At 52.6% G+C, this 17,150-nt stretch carries 14 protein-coding genes; 2 read left to right on the top strand and 12 right to left on the bottom strand.

The features are described from left to right. Window positions 1-2 precede the first annotated feature (2 nt). From GCU45_RS31570 to GCU45_RS31560, 3 genes are all read right to left on the bottom strand, one after another. Window positions 3-2,174 (bottom strand): BglG family transcription antiterminator, encoded by a 2,172-nt coding sequence (locus tag GCU45_RS31570; protein WP_167527301.1) that lies wholly within the window; start codon window positions 2,172-2,174, stop codon window positions 3-5. 85 nt (window positions 2,175-2,259) lie between these two features. Continuing rightward, entirely contained in the window at window positions 2,260-3,735 is a 1,476-nt protein-coding gene (locus GCU45_RS31565; RefSeq protein ID WP_152403939.1) for a PTS mannitol transporter subunit IIBC, read from the bottom strand. A gap of 978 nt (window positions 3,736-4,713) precedes the next feature. Further along, complete coding sequence (locus GCU45_RS31560; protein WP_152403937.1) at window positions 4,714-5,463, bottom strand: SDR family NAD(P)-dependent oxidoreductase; 750 nt, start codon at window positions 5,461-5,463, stop codon at window positions 4,714-4,716. A 137-nt stretch (window positions 5,464-5,600) separates the two neighbouring features. Between GCU45_RS31560 and GCU45_RS31555 the strand changes: the two genes are divergently transcribed. Both GCU45_RS31555 and GCU45_RS31550 read left to right on the top strand, forming a co-directional pair. After that, a complete protein-coding gene (locus tag GCU45_RS31555) occupies window positions 5,601-6,509 on the top strand; it encodes a LysR family transcriptional regulator (protein ID WP_152403935.1) in 909 nt (302 codons plus the stop codon). 84 nt (window positions 6,510-6,593) lie between these two features. Continuing rightward, window positions 6,594-7,250, top strand: coding sequence for an NADPH-dependent F420 reductase (locus GCU45_RS31550; protein WP_152403933.1), 657 nt, complete (start codon window positions 6,594-6,596; stop codon window positions 7,248-7,250). 83 nt (window positions 7,251-7,333) lie between these two features. Here the strand turns inward: GCU45_RS31550 and GCU45_RS31545 are convergent, their stop codons facing one another. From GCU45_RS31545 to GCU45_RS31505, 9 genes are all read right to left on the bottom strand, one after another. After that, window positions 7,334-7,858 carry a GNAT family N-acetyltransferase gene (locus GCU45_RS31545; protein ID WP_152403931.1) on the bottom strand — a complete coding sequence of 175 codons (525 nt, stop codon included), beginning with the start codon at window positions 7,856-7,858 and terminating at the stop codon, window positions 7,334-7,336. A 36-nt stretch (window positions 7,859-7,894) separates the two neighbouring features. After that, the gene (locus tag GCU45_RS31540; protein ID WP_152403929.1) at window positions 7,895-8,206 is read right to left on the bottom strand and encodes a Dabb family protein; all 312 of its coding nucleotides are present in this window, start codon (window positions 8,204-8,206) and stop codon (window positions 7,895-7,897) included. A gap of 112 nt (window positions 8,207-8,318) precedes the next feature. Further along, a complete protein-coding gene (locus GCU45_RS31535; protein WP_244364762.1) occupies window positions 8,319-9,323 on the bottom strand; it encodes a LacI family DNA-binding transcriptional regulator in 1,005 nt (334 codons plus the stop codon). Between the two features lie 13 nt (window positions 9,324-9,336). Then, the gene (locus tag GCU45_RS31530) at window positions 9,337-10,227 is read right to left on the bottom strand and encodes a CehA/McbA family metallohydrolase domain-containing protein (RefSeq protein WP_152403925.1); all 891 of its coding nucleotides are present in this window, start codon (window positions 10,225-10,227) and stop codon (window positions 9,337-9,339) included. 34 nt (window positions 10,228-10,261) lie between these two features. Further along, window positions 10,262-11,170 (bottom strand): carbohydrate ABC transporter permease, encoded by a 909-nt coding sequence (locus GCU45_RS31525; RefSeq protein ID WP_152403923.1) that lies wholly within the window; start codon window positions 11,168-11,170, stop codon window positions 10,262-10,264. Window positions 11,171-11,187: 17 nt separating this feature from the next. Continuing rightward, a complete protein-coding gene (locus GCU45_RS31520) occupies window positions 11,188-12,912 on the bottom strand; it encodes an extracellular solute-binding protein (protein WP_152403921.1) in 1,725 nt (574 codons plus the stop codon). A gap of 127 nt (window positions 12,913-13,039) precedes the next feature. Next, window positions 13,040-13,990, bottom strand: a complete 951-nt coding sequence (locus GCU45_RS31515) for an ABC transporter permease (protein ID WP_152403919.1) — start codon at window positions 13,988-13,990, stop codon at window positions 13,040-13,042. Window positions 13,991-14,602: 612 nt separating this feature from the next. Beyond that, on the bottom strand, window positions 14,603-15,601 hold the full coding sequence (locus GCU45_RS31510) for a LacI family DNA-binding transcriptional regulator (protein ID WP_152403917.1): 999 nt from the start codon (window positions 15,599-15,601) through the stop codon (window positions 14,603-14,605). A 78-nt stretch (window positions 15,602-15,679) separates the two neighbouring features. Further along, window positions 15,680-17,146, bottom strand: coding sequence for a CoA-acylating methylmalonate-semialdehyde dehydrogenase (locus GCU45_RS31505; protein WP_152403915.1), 1,467 nt, complete (start codon window positions 17,144-17,146; stop codon window positions 15,680-15,682). Window positions 17,147-17,150: the final 4 nt, after the last annotated feature.

Genomic DNA, 17,150 nt, shown 5'->3' with positions numbered 1-17,150 from the left:
GATCACTCTCTTTCCAATTTGTTTTTTAAGTATGCACGGAGATGGGCGGACAATAGTTCCCTGATGCGCCCTTCATCCCCCTCCGCAAGGGCTTCAATCATATCCGTGTCCAGCAGCGTTGCGCTGATTTCGCTCAGCACCTCCAGGGTTTCCCGCTCGAGCTGCCGCGGAGCCAGCATCAGCAAAAAGCGCGACAGCTCAACGTCACCTGAGTCATCCAGCTTGAACGGCTGATCCAGTGCAAAGAGCAGCAAAGCCGGCCGTTTCACCGCATTGCTGCGCGTATGAAACAGCGCCAGCTCCGTGCCGGGAATCAGCTGGGTCCCGTGCTGTTCCCGCTGCAGCAGCAGAGCCGCGACCGCTTCCGGGTCGATGATCACGTCCCGGAGCGTCGGCGCTGTGCAGGCGGCAAGCAGCCATTGATCAAGGCTCGGCTGCCCTTCGATTCGCAGCGGCAGCACGCGAAAAGCTTCCAGGAGCTCAATGCTTTGCTGGAGGGTTTGGTGCAATGAACGCAAGCCGTCGATATCGGCTGTGCCGGCCGCTTCCCGGCGTCCGGCAGGCCAATCTCTCAGCTCAGGTGCCAAATCCTCCAGTAATCCTGGCAGCGGCTCGGCATCCGCTGATAACGCGTCCGGCAGGTGCTTCACGCCGCGGTGCCGGATATAATCCCGGAGCTTCTCCGCTTCAGATGGGGTAAGCAGCGGGCTCAGCTTCAAATATTGTTCCTCCGGCAGCGGCAAATCGACGGTACTGATGATCAAATCATAGTCCGTTCTCGGTATCCTTGCGGCCTCATACCATGAAGCCTGTTCGACGATTTGGAGCTGCGGAAATTCTTTGCGCAGCCGAACTGCCAGCATTTTCGAAGAGCCGATCCCGCTTGTGCATACGATCACCGCTCGCAAATGCTGATGGATCTGGCCGATCCGCTCCCGCGCGGCTCCAAAATGCATCACCAAAAAAGCGATCTCTTCGTCCGGGATGCGGACGGAAGGAAAAACGGCGTCCGCTGCCTGCCGGACCCGGCCGAACAGCTCGGCATAGTCCTTGCGGATCGTATCCAGCAGCGGATTCCGGATCCGCTGCCCTGCTGTGATTCGTTCCATCGCCGCTTTCAGGTGCATGAACAAACCGTCCCGAAGGGAGCGGTCAGCGGTGTAGTCGTTCGCATCCAGTTCCCTCATTTTGCGGATGAGCGACCGGACCGTTCCGGCAAGCTCCAGATCGTCCGCCGGAAGCATTCCTGTCGAATGAGCTAAGGCTCTTTCAAGAAGTTCTGCGGTATACCTCACTTCAGGCAGCGAATATTCCATGTTCAGAACTTCACTCAACTCATCGCATAAAAGTTCAGCAGACTTCATTTTATGGTCTTGAGCCGGCATAGCAGATGGCCGGTCAAACCGCCGCAGATTGATGAGGCGGTCGGCTTCCGCTTCAGTGATTGTGATGCCCTTGCGAATGCGGGCTGCCGCGATGGACAGCCGGATCAGCAGATCGGTATAGGCTTCCTCACTGAAGGATTCTTCCTGATGCCGCTCCTCCCACTTCCATAAGGTTTCTTCGATCGTCGAAATGCGGTCCGCCCCGGCCATTGAGGCGATTCTGGCATCCACTGGATGATGCGGATTCTGCTCCGAATACCCGATAAGCGACAAGTCATCCAACCGGAAGCGGACGAGTGTACGAATCGCCTCGCGGATCAAGGGCTCCGAGCCGGTAATTTCCACTCCATAACCTCGCCGACGGATCAGCAGCAAGCCTTGTTTGCCGATCCAGTCGGTCAAATCGTCCAGATCCGCTCCTACGGTCGGTACCGTGACCTTCATCTCGTGGGCAAGCGTAAACAGCTTCACCGGTTCCCACGAACCGAGCAGCCGGGCAAGGAGGTATACCTGCCGCTCATCCGCCGAATATTCGATCTCGGCGGGCATGAGCAGCTCCGAACGGACTTGTTCAATTTGTGAAGGATCACCTTCTACACTGAGGCCGGAACCGGCTTTCCGGTGAAGCGTAATCCCGTGCCGATGCAGATAGCTCTCGACCGTGTCCAGCTCCCTGTGCACCGTCCGCGGGCTGACCCGAATGCTGCTGGCGATTTCGGCAACCGTACTCTCCGAAGGGCTGCGCAGCAGCAAATCCAAGATCTGTCTTACACGGTGTGACAATTCCATGCCCCTTAGCCTCCATAACGACCGCAAAAGGCGCTTGGATGCCGGCCCATATGCCCGCATCCATTCGCCTCAAGCGTTTTTATAGTTATTTCAAGCGTTCGACAAGCTCGTCATATTCCGGACTCTTCAGGAAGTTGTCGATGGAAATATGCTCTGCTTGCGGCGCTACGCCGCGAGCACGGTCGGTCAACGTTTTATGCGTGACAACGATATCCGCGTCGGACGGAATGTCGCTGATCGCCGTGTTCGTGACTTCGATCGGCGATCCGGCGGTTTTCATCTTCTTGCGAAGGATGGAAGCGCCCATGGCGCTGGAGCCCATGCCGGCGTCACAGGCGAAGACGATTTTGTGAACCTCGTCTTTGCTCTTCTGCCCTTCAGCAGTGCTTGCCGCCGAAGGTGCCGTTGCTTCTTTCGCCCCTTCTTCCGCAGCGGCCGCCGCAGCAGCTGGAGTTCCTGCAGCTTTCATGTCTTTCATACGTTTCGTTGCTTCTTCAAGATCGTCCTGGTCTTCTTCCGTCTTCTTGCTGGTTTTCAGCAGAAGCGCAGCCACGACGAAGGATACGATCGCAGCGGTGATGACCCCGCTCAGTACGGGTAGGATTTCTCCCCGCGGCGCCATGGCCAGGTAAGCGATGATGCTGCCCGGAGATGGCGGGCCAACGAGTCCCGCGTTCAGCAGCGAGAACGTAAATGTGCCTGTCACGCCGCCGGCCATTGCCGCCAGAATGAGACGTGGGTTCATCAGAATGTACGGGAAGTAAATTTCATGAATCCCGCCAAAGAAGTGAATAATCGCCGCACCCGGTGCAGATTGACGTGCAGAACCCCGGCCTACGATCATATAAGCGAGCAGGATACCGAGTCCGGGACCCGGGTTCGATTCGAGCATGAACAGGATGGACTTGCCCGCGGTCTGCGCTTGTTCAATCGCGATCGGGCTCAACACCCCGTGATTGATAGCGTTGTTCAGGAACAGCACCTTCGCCGGCTCGATCAAAATGTTGACGAGCGGAATCAGGTGGTGATGAACCAGAAACTCGACGCCGGAGGAAAGCACGTTGGTGACGGCTTCGATGATGCGTCCCACGATCGAATAAGCGATCAAGACGAGCACACCGCCGATAATGCCGAGCGAGAAGTTGTTGACGAGCATTTCGAAGCCGGACTTGATTTTGCCTTCGACGGCTCTGTCAAACTGTTTGAGCACCCAGGCAGCTCCTGGACCGACGGCCATCGCGCCGAGGAACATCGGAATGTCGGTTCCGATAATAACGCCCATCGTGACCAGGGCACCGATCACGCCGCCGCGCTGCTTGTGCACCATCGTACCGCCAGTGTATCCGATCAACAGCGGGAGCAGGTACTTGATCATCGGGTCGACCAGCTTCGCGAGATACTCGTTCGGGATCCAGCCGGTCGGTATGAACAGTGCCGTGATCAAGCCCCACGCGATGAACGCTCCGATGTTCGGCATGACCATGCCGCTCAGGAAGCGCCCGAATTTTTGAACTCCGACCCGGGCGGCACCGGATGCGGAGGAAGATGTGGATTGGGCCATGAGGATAACCTCCTTGTAAACTTTTGTCGAACGGTATTTTGCAATACGTCGTTCGTCCTATATCCATCCTAGCCGACATCAACCTGACACTCAATAAAATGAAAACGCTATATTGTCAGGAGCCCTGATGACAAAACTTTATGAATCCTGCCTAAACCCTTGATGTATCAGGCTTTTTCTGGCCCTGGCGAGGATGACATGCAGGGGAAACATACAGGCAAAGTTCACTCCCGTCAGCTGTGATTGCATTTGTTTAATCTGTAATTTTCCCAGATTAAGTTTTCCTTTCTGGAACCTGATCATGGGTAGCTTTTCCCATTAAGTGGACATGATTCAGAAATTACCGATTTTTCACAAAATAAGAAAAACGTCTATCGAAGTACCCTCAAAGAAGACAGACCGCGTCTAAAGGAAGTTTTTCTTGCAATATCAGGGAGCCATGGCTCTGGAGTTTATACATTCTGATATTATAAGAAAAACGTCTATCGAAGTACCCTCAAAGAAGACAGACCGCGTCTAAAGGAAGTTTTTCTTGCAATATCAGGGAGCCATGGCTCTGGAGTTTATACATTCTGATATTATAAAAAAAACGTCTATCGACGTACCCTCAAAGAAGACAGACGCGTCTAAAGGAAGTTTTTCTTGCAATATCAGGGAGCCATGGCTCTGGAGTTTATACTTTCTGATATTATAAAAAAAACGTCTATCGACGTACCTTCACAGAAGACAGACCGCCTCTAAAGGAAGTTTTTCTTGCAATATCAGGAAGCCATGGCTCTGGAGTTTATACTTTCTGATATTATAAAAAAAACGTCTATCGACGTACCTTCACAGAAGTCAGACCGCCTCTAAAGGAAGTTTTTCTTGCAATATCAGGAAGCCATGGCTCTGGAGTTTATACTTTCTGATATTAAAAAAAGCGCCCTGGTTTAAGGCGCTAGTGTGCGTATGTGTTGGCCATATCCGGCATGAAAGACGTCATCTCCCAAAAAGCCATCCGCCATTGACGTTCAGAATTTCTCCAGTGACATAAGATGCATCCGGCGAAATCAAGTATAAGACCGCGGCAGCTACCTCGTCCGGCGTCCCCGGACGCCCGGCGGCAATATTCGGGATCAGCTGCTGCAGTTTATCCTCACGGTGGCCAAAACCGGTATCCGTAATCAGGCCTGGAGCCACGGCATTCACCGTTATCCCTCTGACGCTCAGCTCTCGGGCTGCAGCGTACGTGAGGCCATGGAGCCCGGATTTCGAGGCGGCGTATGCCAGGGATCCGGGGCCGCTTCCACCTGTAAACGCCCCGATCGAGCTGATATTGACGATCCTTCCGCCCGGACTTGCCAGGTATGGCGCTGCGGCAGCCGTCATCAAAAATGCCCCCTTCAAGTTCACGCCAATAATGTCATCCCAGAATTGTTCGGAATCCTCAAGAGGCACTCCGGTAGAAACGGCCTCACCCATGAATCCCGCATTGTTAATCACTATATCTAAACGTCCGTTTTGGTGGACTACCTCCTCGACGGCCCGCTGTACATCTTCACGACGGCGTACATCCGCTTGTACCCATGAAGCGCCTTCGCCCAGCCGCTTACATGCTTCCCTCAGGGAAGTTTCGTGTCTGCCAAGGATCATGACACCGATTTCTTCTTGTATGAGCCTTTGAGCAATCGAGAATCCGATTCCACTGCTTCCGCCAGTTACGATCGCTGTACGTTTCATTGGAGTCATCTTGATCACCTTTCCCTTCGCATGTGTGTGACATTGGATGAATTCTATTGTAATATCAATCCAATCATAAGTGAAATATCGGTTTTATATTTCTGTAATAAGTTTTACTTATTAAAAAAGGGGATTGGAGGATCGCTATGGAACTGAGGCAGCTCAAATATTTCGTCACTTTGGCCGAAGAACTGCATTTCGGACGGGCAGCCGATCGGGTGGGAATCGCCCAGCCTGCACTTAGTCAGCAGATTCGCCAGCTTGAACAGGAGCTAGGCGGGGCCTTGTTTATCCGTACCAAGCGAAGTGTTTCCCTGACATCGGCCGGCATTTTATTTTATGAGGAAGCCAGAAACTTGCTCCACCACGCGGATCGTGCCGTGGACAAGGTTAGGAGTGCATTTTCGGGGATGATCGGAGAACTCAGGATCGGATTCGTGGAATCCGCAACTTGGGACATTCTTCCCCAGGTCATTTCTGCGTACCGTCAAACATATCCCGAAGTCCAAATCACACCATGCCATTTACATTCATCTTCCCAAATCGAAGCTCTGTTGGATGGCACGCTTAGCATCGGTATTACAGGCATTCCCGTGAACGAGCCGCTTCTTATGTCCTACTCCATCCGGAGCGAGCCTTTCTGGGTCGCACTCCCTCCCGAACATCCTTTGGGTAACCGCCATACTGTGCATATCGGCGAATTAAGCAGGGAATCGTTTATTACTACCAACCGGGAAGTTGGAAAGGTTTATTACGATACCATGATTCAAGTATGCATGGAGGCAGGGTTCAGTCCAGCCATTGTTCAAACGGCCGACGAAATGCATACGTTGTTGTCGCTCGTTTCATCGGGTCTCGGCATTGCCCTGATTCATGAATCTGCCCGGCATTTGCGCACCGATCTCGCATATAAGCCAGTACTTGGAGTTAGCCAATCCGCATACAGGATGTCTTTTGTATGGAAAAAGGACCACATCTCTCCTCTTCTGCGAGGCTTCTTGGATACCATGCAAAAGCTCTACCCGCAGCAGGATCATAAATTTGGAAAAAAATAGTTTGCAGCGCTTTACATCGATAACTGTTTTTGTTACAGTTTATTTGAAGATATACAACTAATTCGGGAAAGGAAGTCGGAATAAATGAAAATTGCGATTATCGGTGCCGGAAATATCGGAGGAAATCTTGCCCGCCGCCTGACCAAACTCGGACATGAGGTGTCCATCGCCAATTCGAGAGGCCCACAAACCTTGGCTGCACTTGCCGAAGAAACGGGAGCAGCGCCCAAGGAAGTCACGGAAGTGGCGCAGGGTGCAGAAGTCGTCATTGTTACTATTCCTCAGAAAAACATTCCTGACCTTCCTGCCGGAATCCTCGACCATACTGCACCAAATGCCGTGATTATCGATACGGGGAACTATTACCCCCGCCAGCGCGACGGGCTCATCGCGGAAATTGAAGCAGGCCTGCCGGAAAGCCGCTGGGTGGAACAGCATCTGAAGCGGCCGGTGAATAAAGCTTTTAACGGCATATCCGCCCTAAATCTGCTGGAACGCCGCCTGCCGAAGGGCAGTCCTGGACGTTTGGCGCTGCCGGTTGCTGGAGACGCCCCCGCCTCTAAGCAGGTCGTGCTTGACCTGATTGAAGAACTTGGCTTTGACGCCATCGACGCCGGCGGACTGGATGAGTCCTGGCGCCAGCAGCCGGGTACACCAAGCTACCGCGAGCATGACGCCGACAGCCTTCGCCAAGCGTTGGCGGAAGCCAGCCCTGAGCGCCCAGCGGAGTTTAGAGCTTAATCGCCATATAAACAGAACAAAAATCCCCTTAGTCTCCACTGTACGGAGAAAAGGGGATTTTTTCTTAATGCCGCGGTATCGGATTACCTTGCCGAAGACGATACAAACACTTTTTCAAAAGCTGGAAAGCCCGCTTCCCGTCCCGGATAGTTCACTTCGCCCCGCTGATCGTAGCCGAGTCCCCGGTACAGCTTAAGAGCCGGCGTGTTCTTGGCGTATGTATCGAGCCGGATGCTCTTGTATCCATTCTCTTGGGCAAACTTTTCCGCAAAAGCAACCAGCTTACGAGCGATTCCTTGCCCCTGGGCCATCGGATCCACAGCGATCCGGTGCATCATCAGATGAGGCCCTTCCGTCTCTGTCCAAGGTATCTTGTCATACTGCTCGTCTTGATGTTGATCCAGCACCATGATGCCCAGGATCCGCCCGTCGCCTTCCGCTGCGAACAGCGTCCCCCGGCTCAGATCTTCCCCGATGACATCCCGGTTCGGATACTCGTCGTCCCATTGGTCGCTGCCGCCTTCCTGCATGACCTGAACGCATCTGGAGATCAATTGCATGATCTCTTCCATCTCATCTCTCCGGCCTGTTCGAATTTGAATATTCAAAGCTTGCACCATCCTCGTCCTATCGAAAATCTAGCCTCAATGCTCATATCCGGCATAATCGATTTCGAGGAACTGGCTCACTTCCTGATCCCAACGGTCCCTCACAAATGCCACGTGCTGCGGATGAGCGTTATAGGCTTCATAATCCGCCCGGCTGTCAAACCTCATGGAAAAACCAAAGTCATATGTATTCTTGGGGCTGATTTCCCGGAATACTTGAAATTCCTTTACCGTAGGTATCGAGCTGAGCGCAGCCCTGCCGTCCTCCAGAAATCGCTGTTCAGCGGACGAACCCTTCTCATGCTTGAGCGAAAAGATGACCGAATGAATGATTGCGTCGTCTTTCACGTTAACACCCCTTTTTTCATCGAAATGACAAACGAGTCTTTTACTATTATAAAGGCTAGTCATGGAGATGGACAGCTTCAAAGCATCCCCGGTTCTTGGGTGTTCACAACCTTCACAGTGATCTGCAGCTGTCGCGCACCACTAACCGATGATCCAAAATGATATCTTCCGCTGTTCGCTTTTCTCCTGCAATGAACTGAAGCAGCGTTTCGACCGTCACCTCGCCCATTCGCTGAATGGGCTGCTCCATAGACGTGATCCGCGGCCGGACGAGCTCCGTCATCTGGCTTCCGTCAAAGCCGATCACCGAAATATCCTCAGGAACCTTCAGGCCGTGATCGATGATGCAGTTGACCGCCCCGATCGCCATATCGTCGCTAACGGCAAAGACCGCCGTCGGTTTATGTTTGTAACGCAGGAACTCACCCATCAGTGCAAAGCCGCTGTTCACCTTGTAATCACCGAAACGGACCAGTTCATGGGCAAATTTAATTCCATGGTCCGCCAAAGCATTCCGATACCCGCTGTACCGGTTTTGGCCGGAAGTCATATCACGCATGTCCCCGCCGATGAAAGCAATCTGCTCATGCCCGAGTCCGATCAAATATGTCGTTGCGTCATATGCTGCGGCATAATCGTCCACGATGACCGATACGAAGGATTGGTCCATCGGTTTCACGCTGGAGAAGATGACGGGAATTTTTAATTTCTCGATAAAATTCCGAATATCCTCATTGATCTTCTCGTGCATGATAATGATGCCTTCCACGCGCATTTCCTTGAAAATGTTCAGGTATTTGAACTCCTTGTCAATGTCCTCGCTGATATTGCAGACGAGCAGATTATAATGATTGGAGGCAGCGGTCTGCTCGATGGAGCTCAGAATGGTCGAATAAAAGCTGGAGGTCAGATCCGGCACGATGACCCCCAGCAGATTGGTTTTGTTTCTGACCAGGCTTCTGGCTATATGGCTGGGCGCATAACCCAGGTCTTCAATGGCCTGGTTGACGCGGTCCTTCAGTTCTTCCCTGACGTATTTTTCCCCGTTTAAAACACGGGAGACCGTTGTCGTAGAGACACCGGCCCGTTTGGCTACATCCTTAATTTTAACGCTCATACCCATCTCATCCCTAACGCTGATTAATGAACAAGGGTTGAGAGAACGCCGCATAGCCTCCTTCAATATAGGCGCTGACGCGGACATACCCTTCGTCTCCCATACACGAATAAGTTACTTCCGTAATCCGTCCTGTCTCTTCATGCAGCACCCTGCCGTCTTTCCCAAACAAGGTCACGTATTTATACATCCGGTCCAGCAGTTTGTTCGACTTCAGGCGGATGTAGATCTTACGATCTTCGGTCTGAATCGATTCAAAACCAAAACCAGTGGAGACATAAAAACTCCCGCTTCGGATCGCGCTGAGAATGGACTGCTGCGAATTTTCTTCGGCAAGCACGACGTTCCAGGCCTGCTTCTCTTGTCCGTACACATGGGAATCGTCGTTTCCGAAGCCCCAAACCCGCCGTCCCGCCGAAAGCATCGCATCCCATTTATCAAACGCGATATCGTATTCGATGTTCCCGTCCCCGTTGTATACCTCGATGCCGGTCACCCGCTCCATCCGCAGCATGTCCTCCAGGTTCCAGTAATTCGAAAAATACCGGTTCGGGTGCACGAGAACGCAGATTCCGCCATTATCCAAGGTTACATCAGCCAGCCTTTGGTAATTTCCTATCGAAAACTCACTGCTGTAGCCCTCCAAAATGGAACGAGGGGGCGCAACGAGAAGCATGTGAGGCTCGCGGCTGCTGACCTCGATCGCTTCAAAAACCGTGGGGATGCTGCATTCTCCAGCCGAATCAGTCATTTTGTCATGATCCGAAATCGCGAGAAAATCATAATCGGCGTACATCCGATATACCGTTTCCAGTGGAAACCAGCCGTCGCTGTTATTGGTATGATTATGAAAGCTTCCGCGAAGCCACGTTCCTCTTTTATCATAAGGGTTTTCGATGCGCATGCCAAATCCTCCCTGGTTGATCATCCTTCTGCAATTATTCCTTAATCGAACCGATCATGACGCCTTGAGCGAAATACTTTTGAATAAACGGGTAAATGATGATGATCGGCGCTACGACAATGATGATCGTGGCCATCTTCATGGAATCGCCCGTTACCTGCATTTTCTCCAGCGCGTCATATTGGTTCATGCCTGCGGCGGATTCCAGCTTGCTGCGCATCGCTTCCGCCCGCGTGAGCATCTCTTGCAGCAGTGTCGATAGCGGCCGCAATTTTGCCGAACGGACATAAAAAGCACCCGTAAACCAGTCGTTCCAGTGACCGACGGCGTTGAACAGCGCGATGACGGCGATCACCGGCTTGCTGAGCGGCATGATGATCCGCATAAAGATGGCGAAGTCATTGTAGCCGTCCATCCGCGCAGACTCTTCCAGGCTGGGATGAATTTGCTGAAAGAACGTCCGCATGATGATCAGGTTCCAGGCGCTGTACAAGCTCGGGATAATATATACCCAGATCGTATTGGTCAAATGCAGCGATTTCAGCAGCATATAATACGGGATCATTCCCCCGCTGAACAGCATCGTAAAGAAGATCAGCAGCGTGAAGAAGCGTACTCCGGGCAACGTTCTGCTCTTCAGCGCATAGGCGCCCATCGCGGTCAGAAATACGCTCGCGACCGTTCCGACCACGGTTCGAAACAACGAGATGCCGAAAGCCGTTACGATATTCGAGGAGGCGAACACCTCCTTGAAATTCTGGATCGACCATACCCGGGGCCAGAAGTAAATCCCGCCGCGCTCCGCATCCTTCCCCGCGTTGAAGGAGAGCGCCAATATGTTCAAAAACGGCAGGACTATGGACAGGCACAGCAGCGTGATCAGCAGGTAGATTACGAAGATATATACTCTTTCACCCAGCGGCGTCCGGTAAAATGGCTTCATCCGCATGATCCTCCCATCTAGAATTTCAAATGCGTTTTGGCGTCGGCATTTTTCTGCTTCAGCAGATCAAGGAACGCCTGCAGTCCGGAGGCGTCCAGCTGCTTGGAAGCGGAGTCCAGGATCTTCTTCGCCTCATCCAGGTTTTTTGCGTAATACGCCCGAATCAGACTGTCGTCATAATTTTCGAACGCGGCCTTCAGCTCGGTTCCCTGATCAAATTCTCCGATGAAAGATAAAGGTGTGTAGCCGTCCACAACATTCGCTTGTTTGCGTTTGTCATCCCAGCCCCAGTAATCGGCGATTTTCAGCGCGCCTGCATTCACTTCCGGAGCAACCGCGTCGCCGTACTCCATTTCCCCGAAGTCGGCCATCCGGTCAATATCCGTCGATCCCAGCAGCTCACCCCAATAGTTGCCGACACCCGCAAAGCCAAGCTTCTTCGCTTCCTCGGGATTGTTTTGCTTCAAATCCAAAATATCCTTGTTGGCCAGTGGGTTCCCCTTGGCATCCAGGGTGTAATCCCTCCCTTCAATCCCGTACTGCCACAGCAGCTTTCCTTCCCGGCTTGCCAGGAAGTCCGCCAGCTTCATGATGTCTTCCGGATCTTTGGTCGTTGCCGGAATCGCCCAGGCTGAGTATCCGGATTTATAATCGACCTGCATTTGATAAGGACGGTCAACGTAATTGATCGGTCCCAGCGGCAGGTAATGCATATCGCGGTTAAACTCCTGATAATTGTGCATATCTCCGATAATTCCCCACGTTCCATTCAGGGCGCCTTCCGTCGCCCGGCTTTCGTCCATCGTGAAAAATTCGGGATGCAGCAGTTTCTCGCTCATGAGCTTTTGCACATACTCGACTTTTTTCAATGCATATTCGGTCTGGCTTTCATGCAAAATGTTACCTCCTGCATCCTTATTGATCCGCTGGTCGGCGCTGCCCCACTCCAGGTCGTTAAACAAGGCGCCGACCTCCTTGCCTCCCCAGTAAGAAGGACCGATCGGAACGACGTCCTTGCCGTTCTTGTCCTTGAACCCGCCTGCCTTGATTTTTTGCGCCAGCTCATACAGCTTCTGGGTCGTATCGATCGTGCGCGGATCCACATGCATGGCGTCGGCAATATCCTTACGGATATAAGGACCGCCGGCATATTTACGCGTCGAGTACCCTCCTTGTCTGGCGATATTCATATGGACGAAATAAGACGATCCGCCGAACTCCGGCCTGAACATGACGCCATACTTCGTGTCAAGCGGAAGGTAGTCGTCCTGCAGATATTTGCTGTAGATCTTCGTGTCCTTCATAAGCGGCGTGAGGTCCGTAAACATTTGCTCTCTGGCCGCTTTCAGTACGACCTGCATTTCGGGCCGGCCGCTGTTGTTAAGATAGAATGTTATAAAATCAGGCAGGTCGTTCGACGCCAGCCCCGCAATGAGTCCGTCGATGGAATGGTCCGCCACCATGATTTCGATTTCCAGGTCGATGCCTGTCATCTCCTTCAGCTTGGCTTTGATCTCCGCATTCATATCCTCCGTATAGTCATCCGTCCCCATAAAGACCAGCCCTTTTACTTTGCGGTCCGCAATCCAAGTCGCAGGGTGATTTGCCGTACCCGCATCCTGATTAGCCGCCGTCGGTTCGCTGTTTGGACCGCTTGAATCATTTCCACTGCACCCAACTAGAAGCATGGAGGCGATCAGCGGCATGGATAACATTTTGAACCACGTTTTCCCTTTCAGCATTTCGGCATCCCTCTTTTCAAATAATTGTCAATGGCCTTTCCCCTGTCTTTACACGGATGCAATCATAGATGTAATCATAGATGGCAATCATGGATGCAAGAATGCTGTTGCAAAGCATATGGTATCGCTACCATACCGATGTGTCAGAAACTCTTCTTGAGATACGGTTGGCAGTTACGACAAGGATCAATCCGATCAAGCCCTGCATTAATCCCACAGCCGTTGCATATCCGTATTGGCCCCCCTGAAGACCGATGCGAATGACATAAGTATCCAGAATTTCAGAGAGCTGCATGTTTCCCGGAGTTCTCAAGAGATACAGCTGATCGAATCCGGCGGACAAAATATTACCCAGTGATAGAATGAACAAAATGAGAATCGTTGGACGGATGGAAGGGAGTGTGATGTACCAATGTTCCTTCCACTTGTTCGCACCGTCAATTTTGGCCGCCTCGTACATATCCGGGTTGACGCCGGCGATCGCCGCCAGATAGATAATGGAGTCCCATCCGATCGTCTTCCATAAATGGCTGCCGAACATAATGGAATAGAAATAATTTGGTTCCATCATATAAAAGGTGCTTCCGTCCCCGCCGAAATAAGACACGACCTGGTTGAGCAATCCGTTATCCGGAGCTAGCAGGCGTTGAGCAAGCCCCACGACCACTACCCAGGACAAAAAATGCGGGAGATAGGCGATACTCTGCGCGATGCTGCGAAAATAACGGTTGCGGATCTCGTTGAACATTAAAGCCAGAAGGATCGGAAAGGGCAGGCCGATAAACAGCTTCATGCAGGAAATGATCAAGGTGTTCTTGATGAGCATTGCGCTCTGATAGTCATTGAAAAAACGCTCAAAGTACTTCAGACCGACCCACGGGCTTCCGAGGATTCCCGTATTGAACTTGTATTCCTTGAAAGCTAAGATCAGGCCGACCATCGGTATGTAGGAAAATACGATAAAAAAAGCGAGGCAAGGAAGCAGCATGATGTAGAGGTATTTATGCAGAAGAATGTTTTTCCATCGTTTGCCGGATGTCTTTCCAGGTACAGCTGCTGTTTTCACCTGGGTTTGCATGGACTGGGATCACCTTCTTTTTTGTGGATGATTGCTGATGAACCGAAGCGGTGTCTTGCATGCCGCCCGTCAGTCTTAACCGATGTCATGATCACTGCATATCTGTTATCCTAGGGCTCAATCCCCCCTTTTTTACTATAAGAATGGCTTTTCATTTCGGCTTTAATTGGAATATAGTCTCTCAAGATGAGGTGTAAATCAAAAATGGTTGCACTTTTTGTAAAATATTACATTTCTGTGGTTGAAACCAAGAGCCGAATCCGATCCCGATACGATGGTTAGCATCGATATCTAAGTCGTTATTCAGTGCGTATGGTATCGATACCATATTAAGACTCTTCACTTCTTCTTGAAGTTTAGTAACATAAATTCGAAGCGAAACGGGCTTTAGACTCTCCCCCAAGGAACTGTGTCGTAACATGAGACTGGAAATGTGAGGTAAGCGCTTTACCTTGAGGAAATTATAATCTACTCGGGTATGAAAGCGCAATCATTATTTTTGTGATATATTGTCTATGTTTGTAAAATGGTTGAAACTCCCTCATTATGTCGGGAAAAGCGATGAAATCATCGGGTGATCCACAATGGGAATCAACAACAAAAAAAGCGCCGTTACACGGCGCTGGTCGTTCCTCGGACGACGAGTTCCGGCAGCAGAACCAGGCGCTGCTTGGAGGGCTTGCTTCCGTCGATTTCGCCTGTAATCAGCTGGACGATTTCTTTTCCCATTTGCTGAACGGGCTGGGCCACTGAAGTGAGCGGCGGATCGATAATTGTCGCCAGCACCGTGTTGTCAAAGCCCACGACCGAAACATCCTCAGGTACGCGCAGGCCAAGCTCCCGGGCAGCCTGCACGACTCCGATCGCCAGCAGATCGTTGCATCCGAAGATGGCGCTTGGCGGGTTGGAGCCGCTGAGCAGCTCCTTGGCTGTCGCCTTCCCTCCCTCTACATGAAACGGACTGACCGCCACCAAATTCTCGTCATAGGGAATCCCTGCTTCTTCAAGGGCTTTCCGGTAACCGCGAACCCGTTCCTTCGAGCTCATCACAGCCAAGTCCTCCGCAATCACGGCAATATTCCGGTGTCCGAGCCCAGTCAAGTGAGACGCAGCCAGATAGCCGCCTAAGTAATCGTCCACGAGCACTGTATCCACTGCAAGCAGCGGCATTTCCCGCGCGATGACGGCAACCGGAAGCTTGTATTTCATCAGCTGCTTCATCATGGCGTCGTTGCGGGCGCCAGTGGCGATGATGATCCCGTCGGCGCTCTTTTGCCGGAGAACGTTGATGTACCTTTCTTCCCGGGTCAAGTCGTTGTCGGTGCTGCAAATGACCAGGCTGTATCCAAGCTCGTGGGCATGATCTTCAATGCTGCGGGCCAGCTCGGCAAAAAACGGGTTCGCGATATCCGGGATCAGGAGCCCGAGCGAATACGTCCTTTTCTTGGTCAAGGCGGATGCGACGACGCTCGGCTGGTAGTCGATTCGCTTCATCACGTCCTGCACATGCTTTCTTGTCTTGTCGCTGATCCGGCCGGTCTGGTTGATGACCTTGGATACCGTGGCAATGGACACGCCGGCTTCCCGGGCAATATCGTATATCGTCGCCATCCTCGTTCCCCCTTCCTTAACGCTGCTCTGTACTCTAAGTATAGGGAAAGTTCCAGTCTGTGGCAATTTGCTCCATGATCAATAGCGGGCCACAACCATTTTCTTGCGGGTGTAGAATTCCACCCCGTCTTTACCGTTGGCGTGAAGGTCTCCGTAAAAGGATTTTTTGTAGCCGGAGAAAGGAAAAAACGCCATGGGTGCCGGTACGCCTACATTGACCCCGAGCATGCCGGCGTCGATCGATTCCCTAAACTCGCGAATCGCTTTGGCGCTGTCCGTATAGATACAGGCCCCATTGGCAAACTCGGACTTGTTGGCAATCGCTACGGCTTCCTTGAGGCTGTTTACCCGGACGACCTGAAGTACAGGCGCAAAGATTTCGTCTGTCCAAATGTTCATACCAGGAGCGGCGTGGTCAAAGATGGTCGGGCCAAGAAAATAACCTTTTGCGTTGGCCAAGACATGATCCCTGCCGTCCAATACAAGCTGAGCCCCCTCCTGTATCCCCTTCTCAATATATCCAATGGTCCGGCTCTTATGGGATTCCCGGATCACAGGTCCCAGGAAGGCATCCGGTTCCATACCGTCGCCTACGGGGATATTCTTGGCGGCTTCGGCAAGTCCGCTCACCAGCTCGTCGGCGATATCGCCGACGGCCACGACGACCGAGCAGGCCATGCAGCGTTCACCTGCGGAGCCGAAGGCCGCACTCGTGATCTCTTTCACCGCGAGCTTGAGATCGGCATCCGGCATGACGATGGAATGGTTTTTTGCGCCTCCCAGCGCTTGTACCCGTTTACCGTGAGCCGCTGCCGTCTTGTACACGTACTCGGCCACAGGCTGGGAGCCGACAAACGAAATCGCCTTGACGTCATCGTGCTCAAGCAGGCCGTTAACGACGTCATGCGCACCGTGAACGATGTTGAACACGCCGTCCGGGAGCCCGGCTTCCTGAAACAGCTCCGCCAGCCGGTTCGCGAGCAGCGGTGTCCGTTCGGACGGCTTCAGCACGAAGGTGTTGCCGCATACGATCGCTAGCGGGAACATCCAGCTCGGCACCATCATCGGAAAGTTAAACGGCGTGATGCCGCCGACGACGCCGATCGGATAACGGTATATGGCCGACTCCAGTCCCGAGGCAATATCCGGCAGGTTGCTGCCCATCAGCAGTGTCGGAGCGCCGGCGGCGAACTCCACACATTCGATACCGCGCAGCACTTCGCCGTATGCTTCCTGGTAGCTCTTGCCGTTTTCCAGCGTAATCATCCGGGCGAGCTCTTCCCAGTGTTCCGTCAAGAGCTGCTGGAACTTGAACATGATCCGTGCCCGGCGCGGCACCGGAGTGCCGCTCCAGGACGGAAACGCCTCCGCCGCCGCGGATACGGCGCGGTTCAGATCGTCCAGGGTGGATAAGGGGACGCGGGCGATCTCTTCCCCGGTGGCCGGATTATAGACCGGCTCCGATCTTCCTCCGCCCGAAGGAACCCACCGGCCCCCGACGAAGTTGTGAAGCTGCTGCACTTGATCTTGCACTTGATCCGTCATGTAG

It is taken from the genome of Paenibacillus cellulositrophicus (assembly GCF_009363095.1).
Lineage (GTDB): Bacteria > Bacillota > Bacilli > Paenibacillales > Paenibacillaceae > Paenibacillus_AQ > Paenibacillus_AQ favisporus.
Note: the sequence above shows the minus strand (reverse complement) of the source record. Positions and strands in the feature narration are given on the sequence as shown.

Excerpts from the sequence above, each read along its gene's own strand:
- GCU45_RS31520 (WP_152403921.1), bottom strand. The coding sequence starts at position 12,912 with ATGCTGAAAGGGAAAACGTGGTTCAAAATGTTATCCATGCCGCTGATC.
- GCU45_RS31555 (WP_152403935.1), top strand. The coding sequence starts at position 5,601 with ATGGAACTGAGGCAGCTCAAATATTTCGTCACTTTGGCCGAAGAACTG.
- GCU45_RS31565 (WP_152403939.1), bottom strand. The coding sequence starts at position 3,735 with ATGGCCCAATCCACATCTTCCTCCGCATCCGGTGCCGCCCGGGTCGGA.
- GCU45_RS31505 (WP_152403915.1), bottom strand. The coding sequence starts at position 17,146 with ATGACGGATCAAGTGCAAGATCAAGTGCAGCAGCTTCACAACTTCGTC.
- GCU45_RS31570 (WP_167527301.1), bottom strand. The coding sequence starts at position 2,174 with ATGGAATTGTCACACCGTGTAAGACAGATCTTGGATTTGCTGCTGCGC.
- GCU45_RS31530 (WP_152403925.1), bottom strand. The coding sequence starts at position 10,227 with ATGCGCATCGAAAACCCTTATGATAAAAGAGGAACGTGGCTTCGCGGA.
- GCU45_RS31550 (WP_152403933.1), top strand. The coding sequence starts at position 6,594 with ATGAAAATTGCGATTATCGGTGCCGGAAATATCGGAGGAAATCTTGCC.
- GCU45_RS31515 (WP_152403919.1), bottom strand. The coding sequence starts at position 13,990 with ATGCAAACCCAGGTGAAAACAGCAGCTGTACCTGGAAAGACATCCGGC.
- GCU45_RS31525 (WP_152403923.1), bottom strand. The coding sequence starts at position 11,170 with ATGAAGCCATTTTACCGGACGCCGCTGGGTGAAAGAGTATATATCTTC.
- GCU45_RS31510 (WP_152403917.1), bottom strand. The coding sequence starts at position 15,601 with ATGGCGACGATATACGATATTGCCCGGGAAGCCGGCGTGTCCATTGCC.
- GCU45_RS31560 (WP_152403937.1), bottom strand. The coding sequence starts at position 5,463 with ATGACTCCAATGAAACGTACAGCGATCGTAACTGGCGGAAGCAGTGGA.
- GCU45_RS31535 (WP_244364762.1), bottom strand. The coding sequence starts at position 9,323 with ATGAGCGTTAAAATTAAGGATGTAGCCAAACGGGCCGGTGTCTCTACG.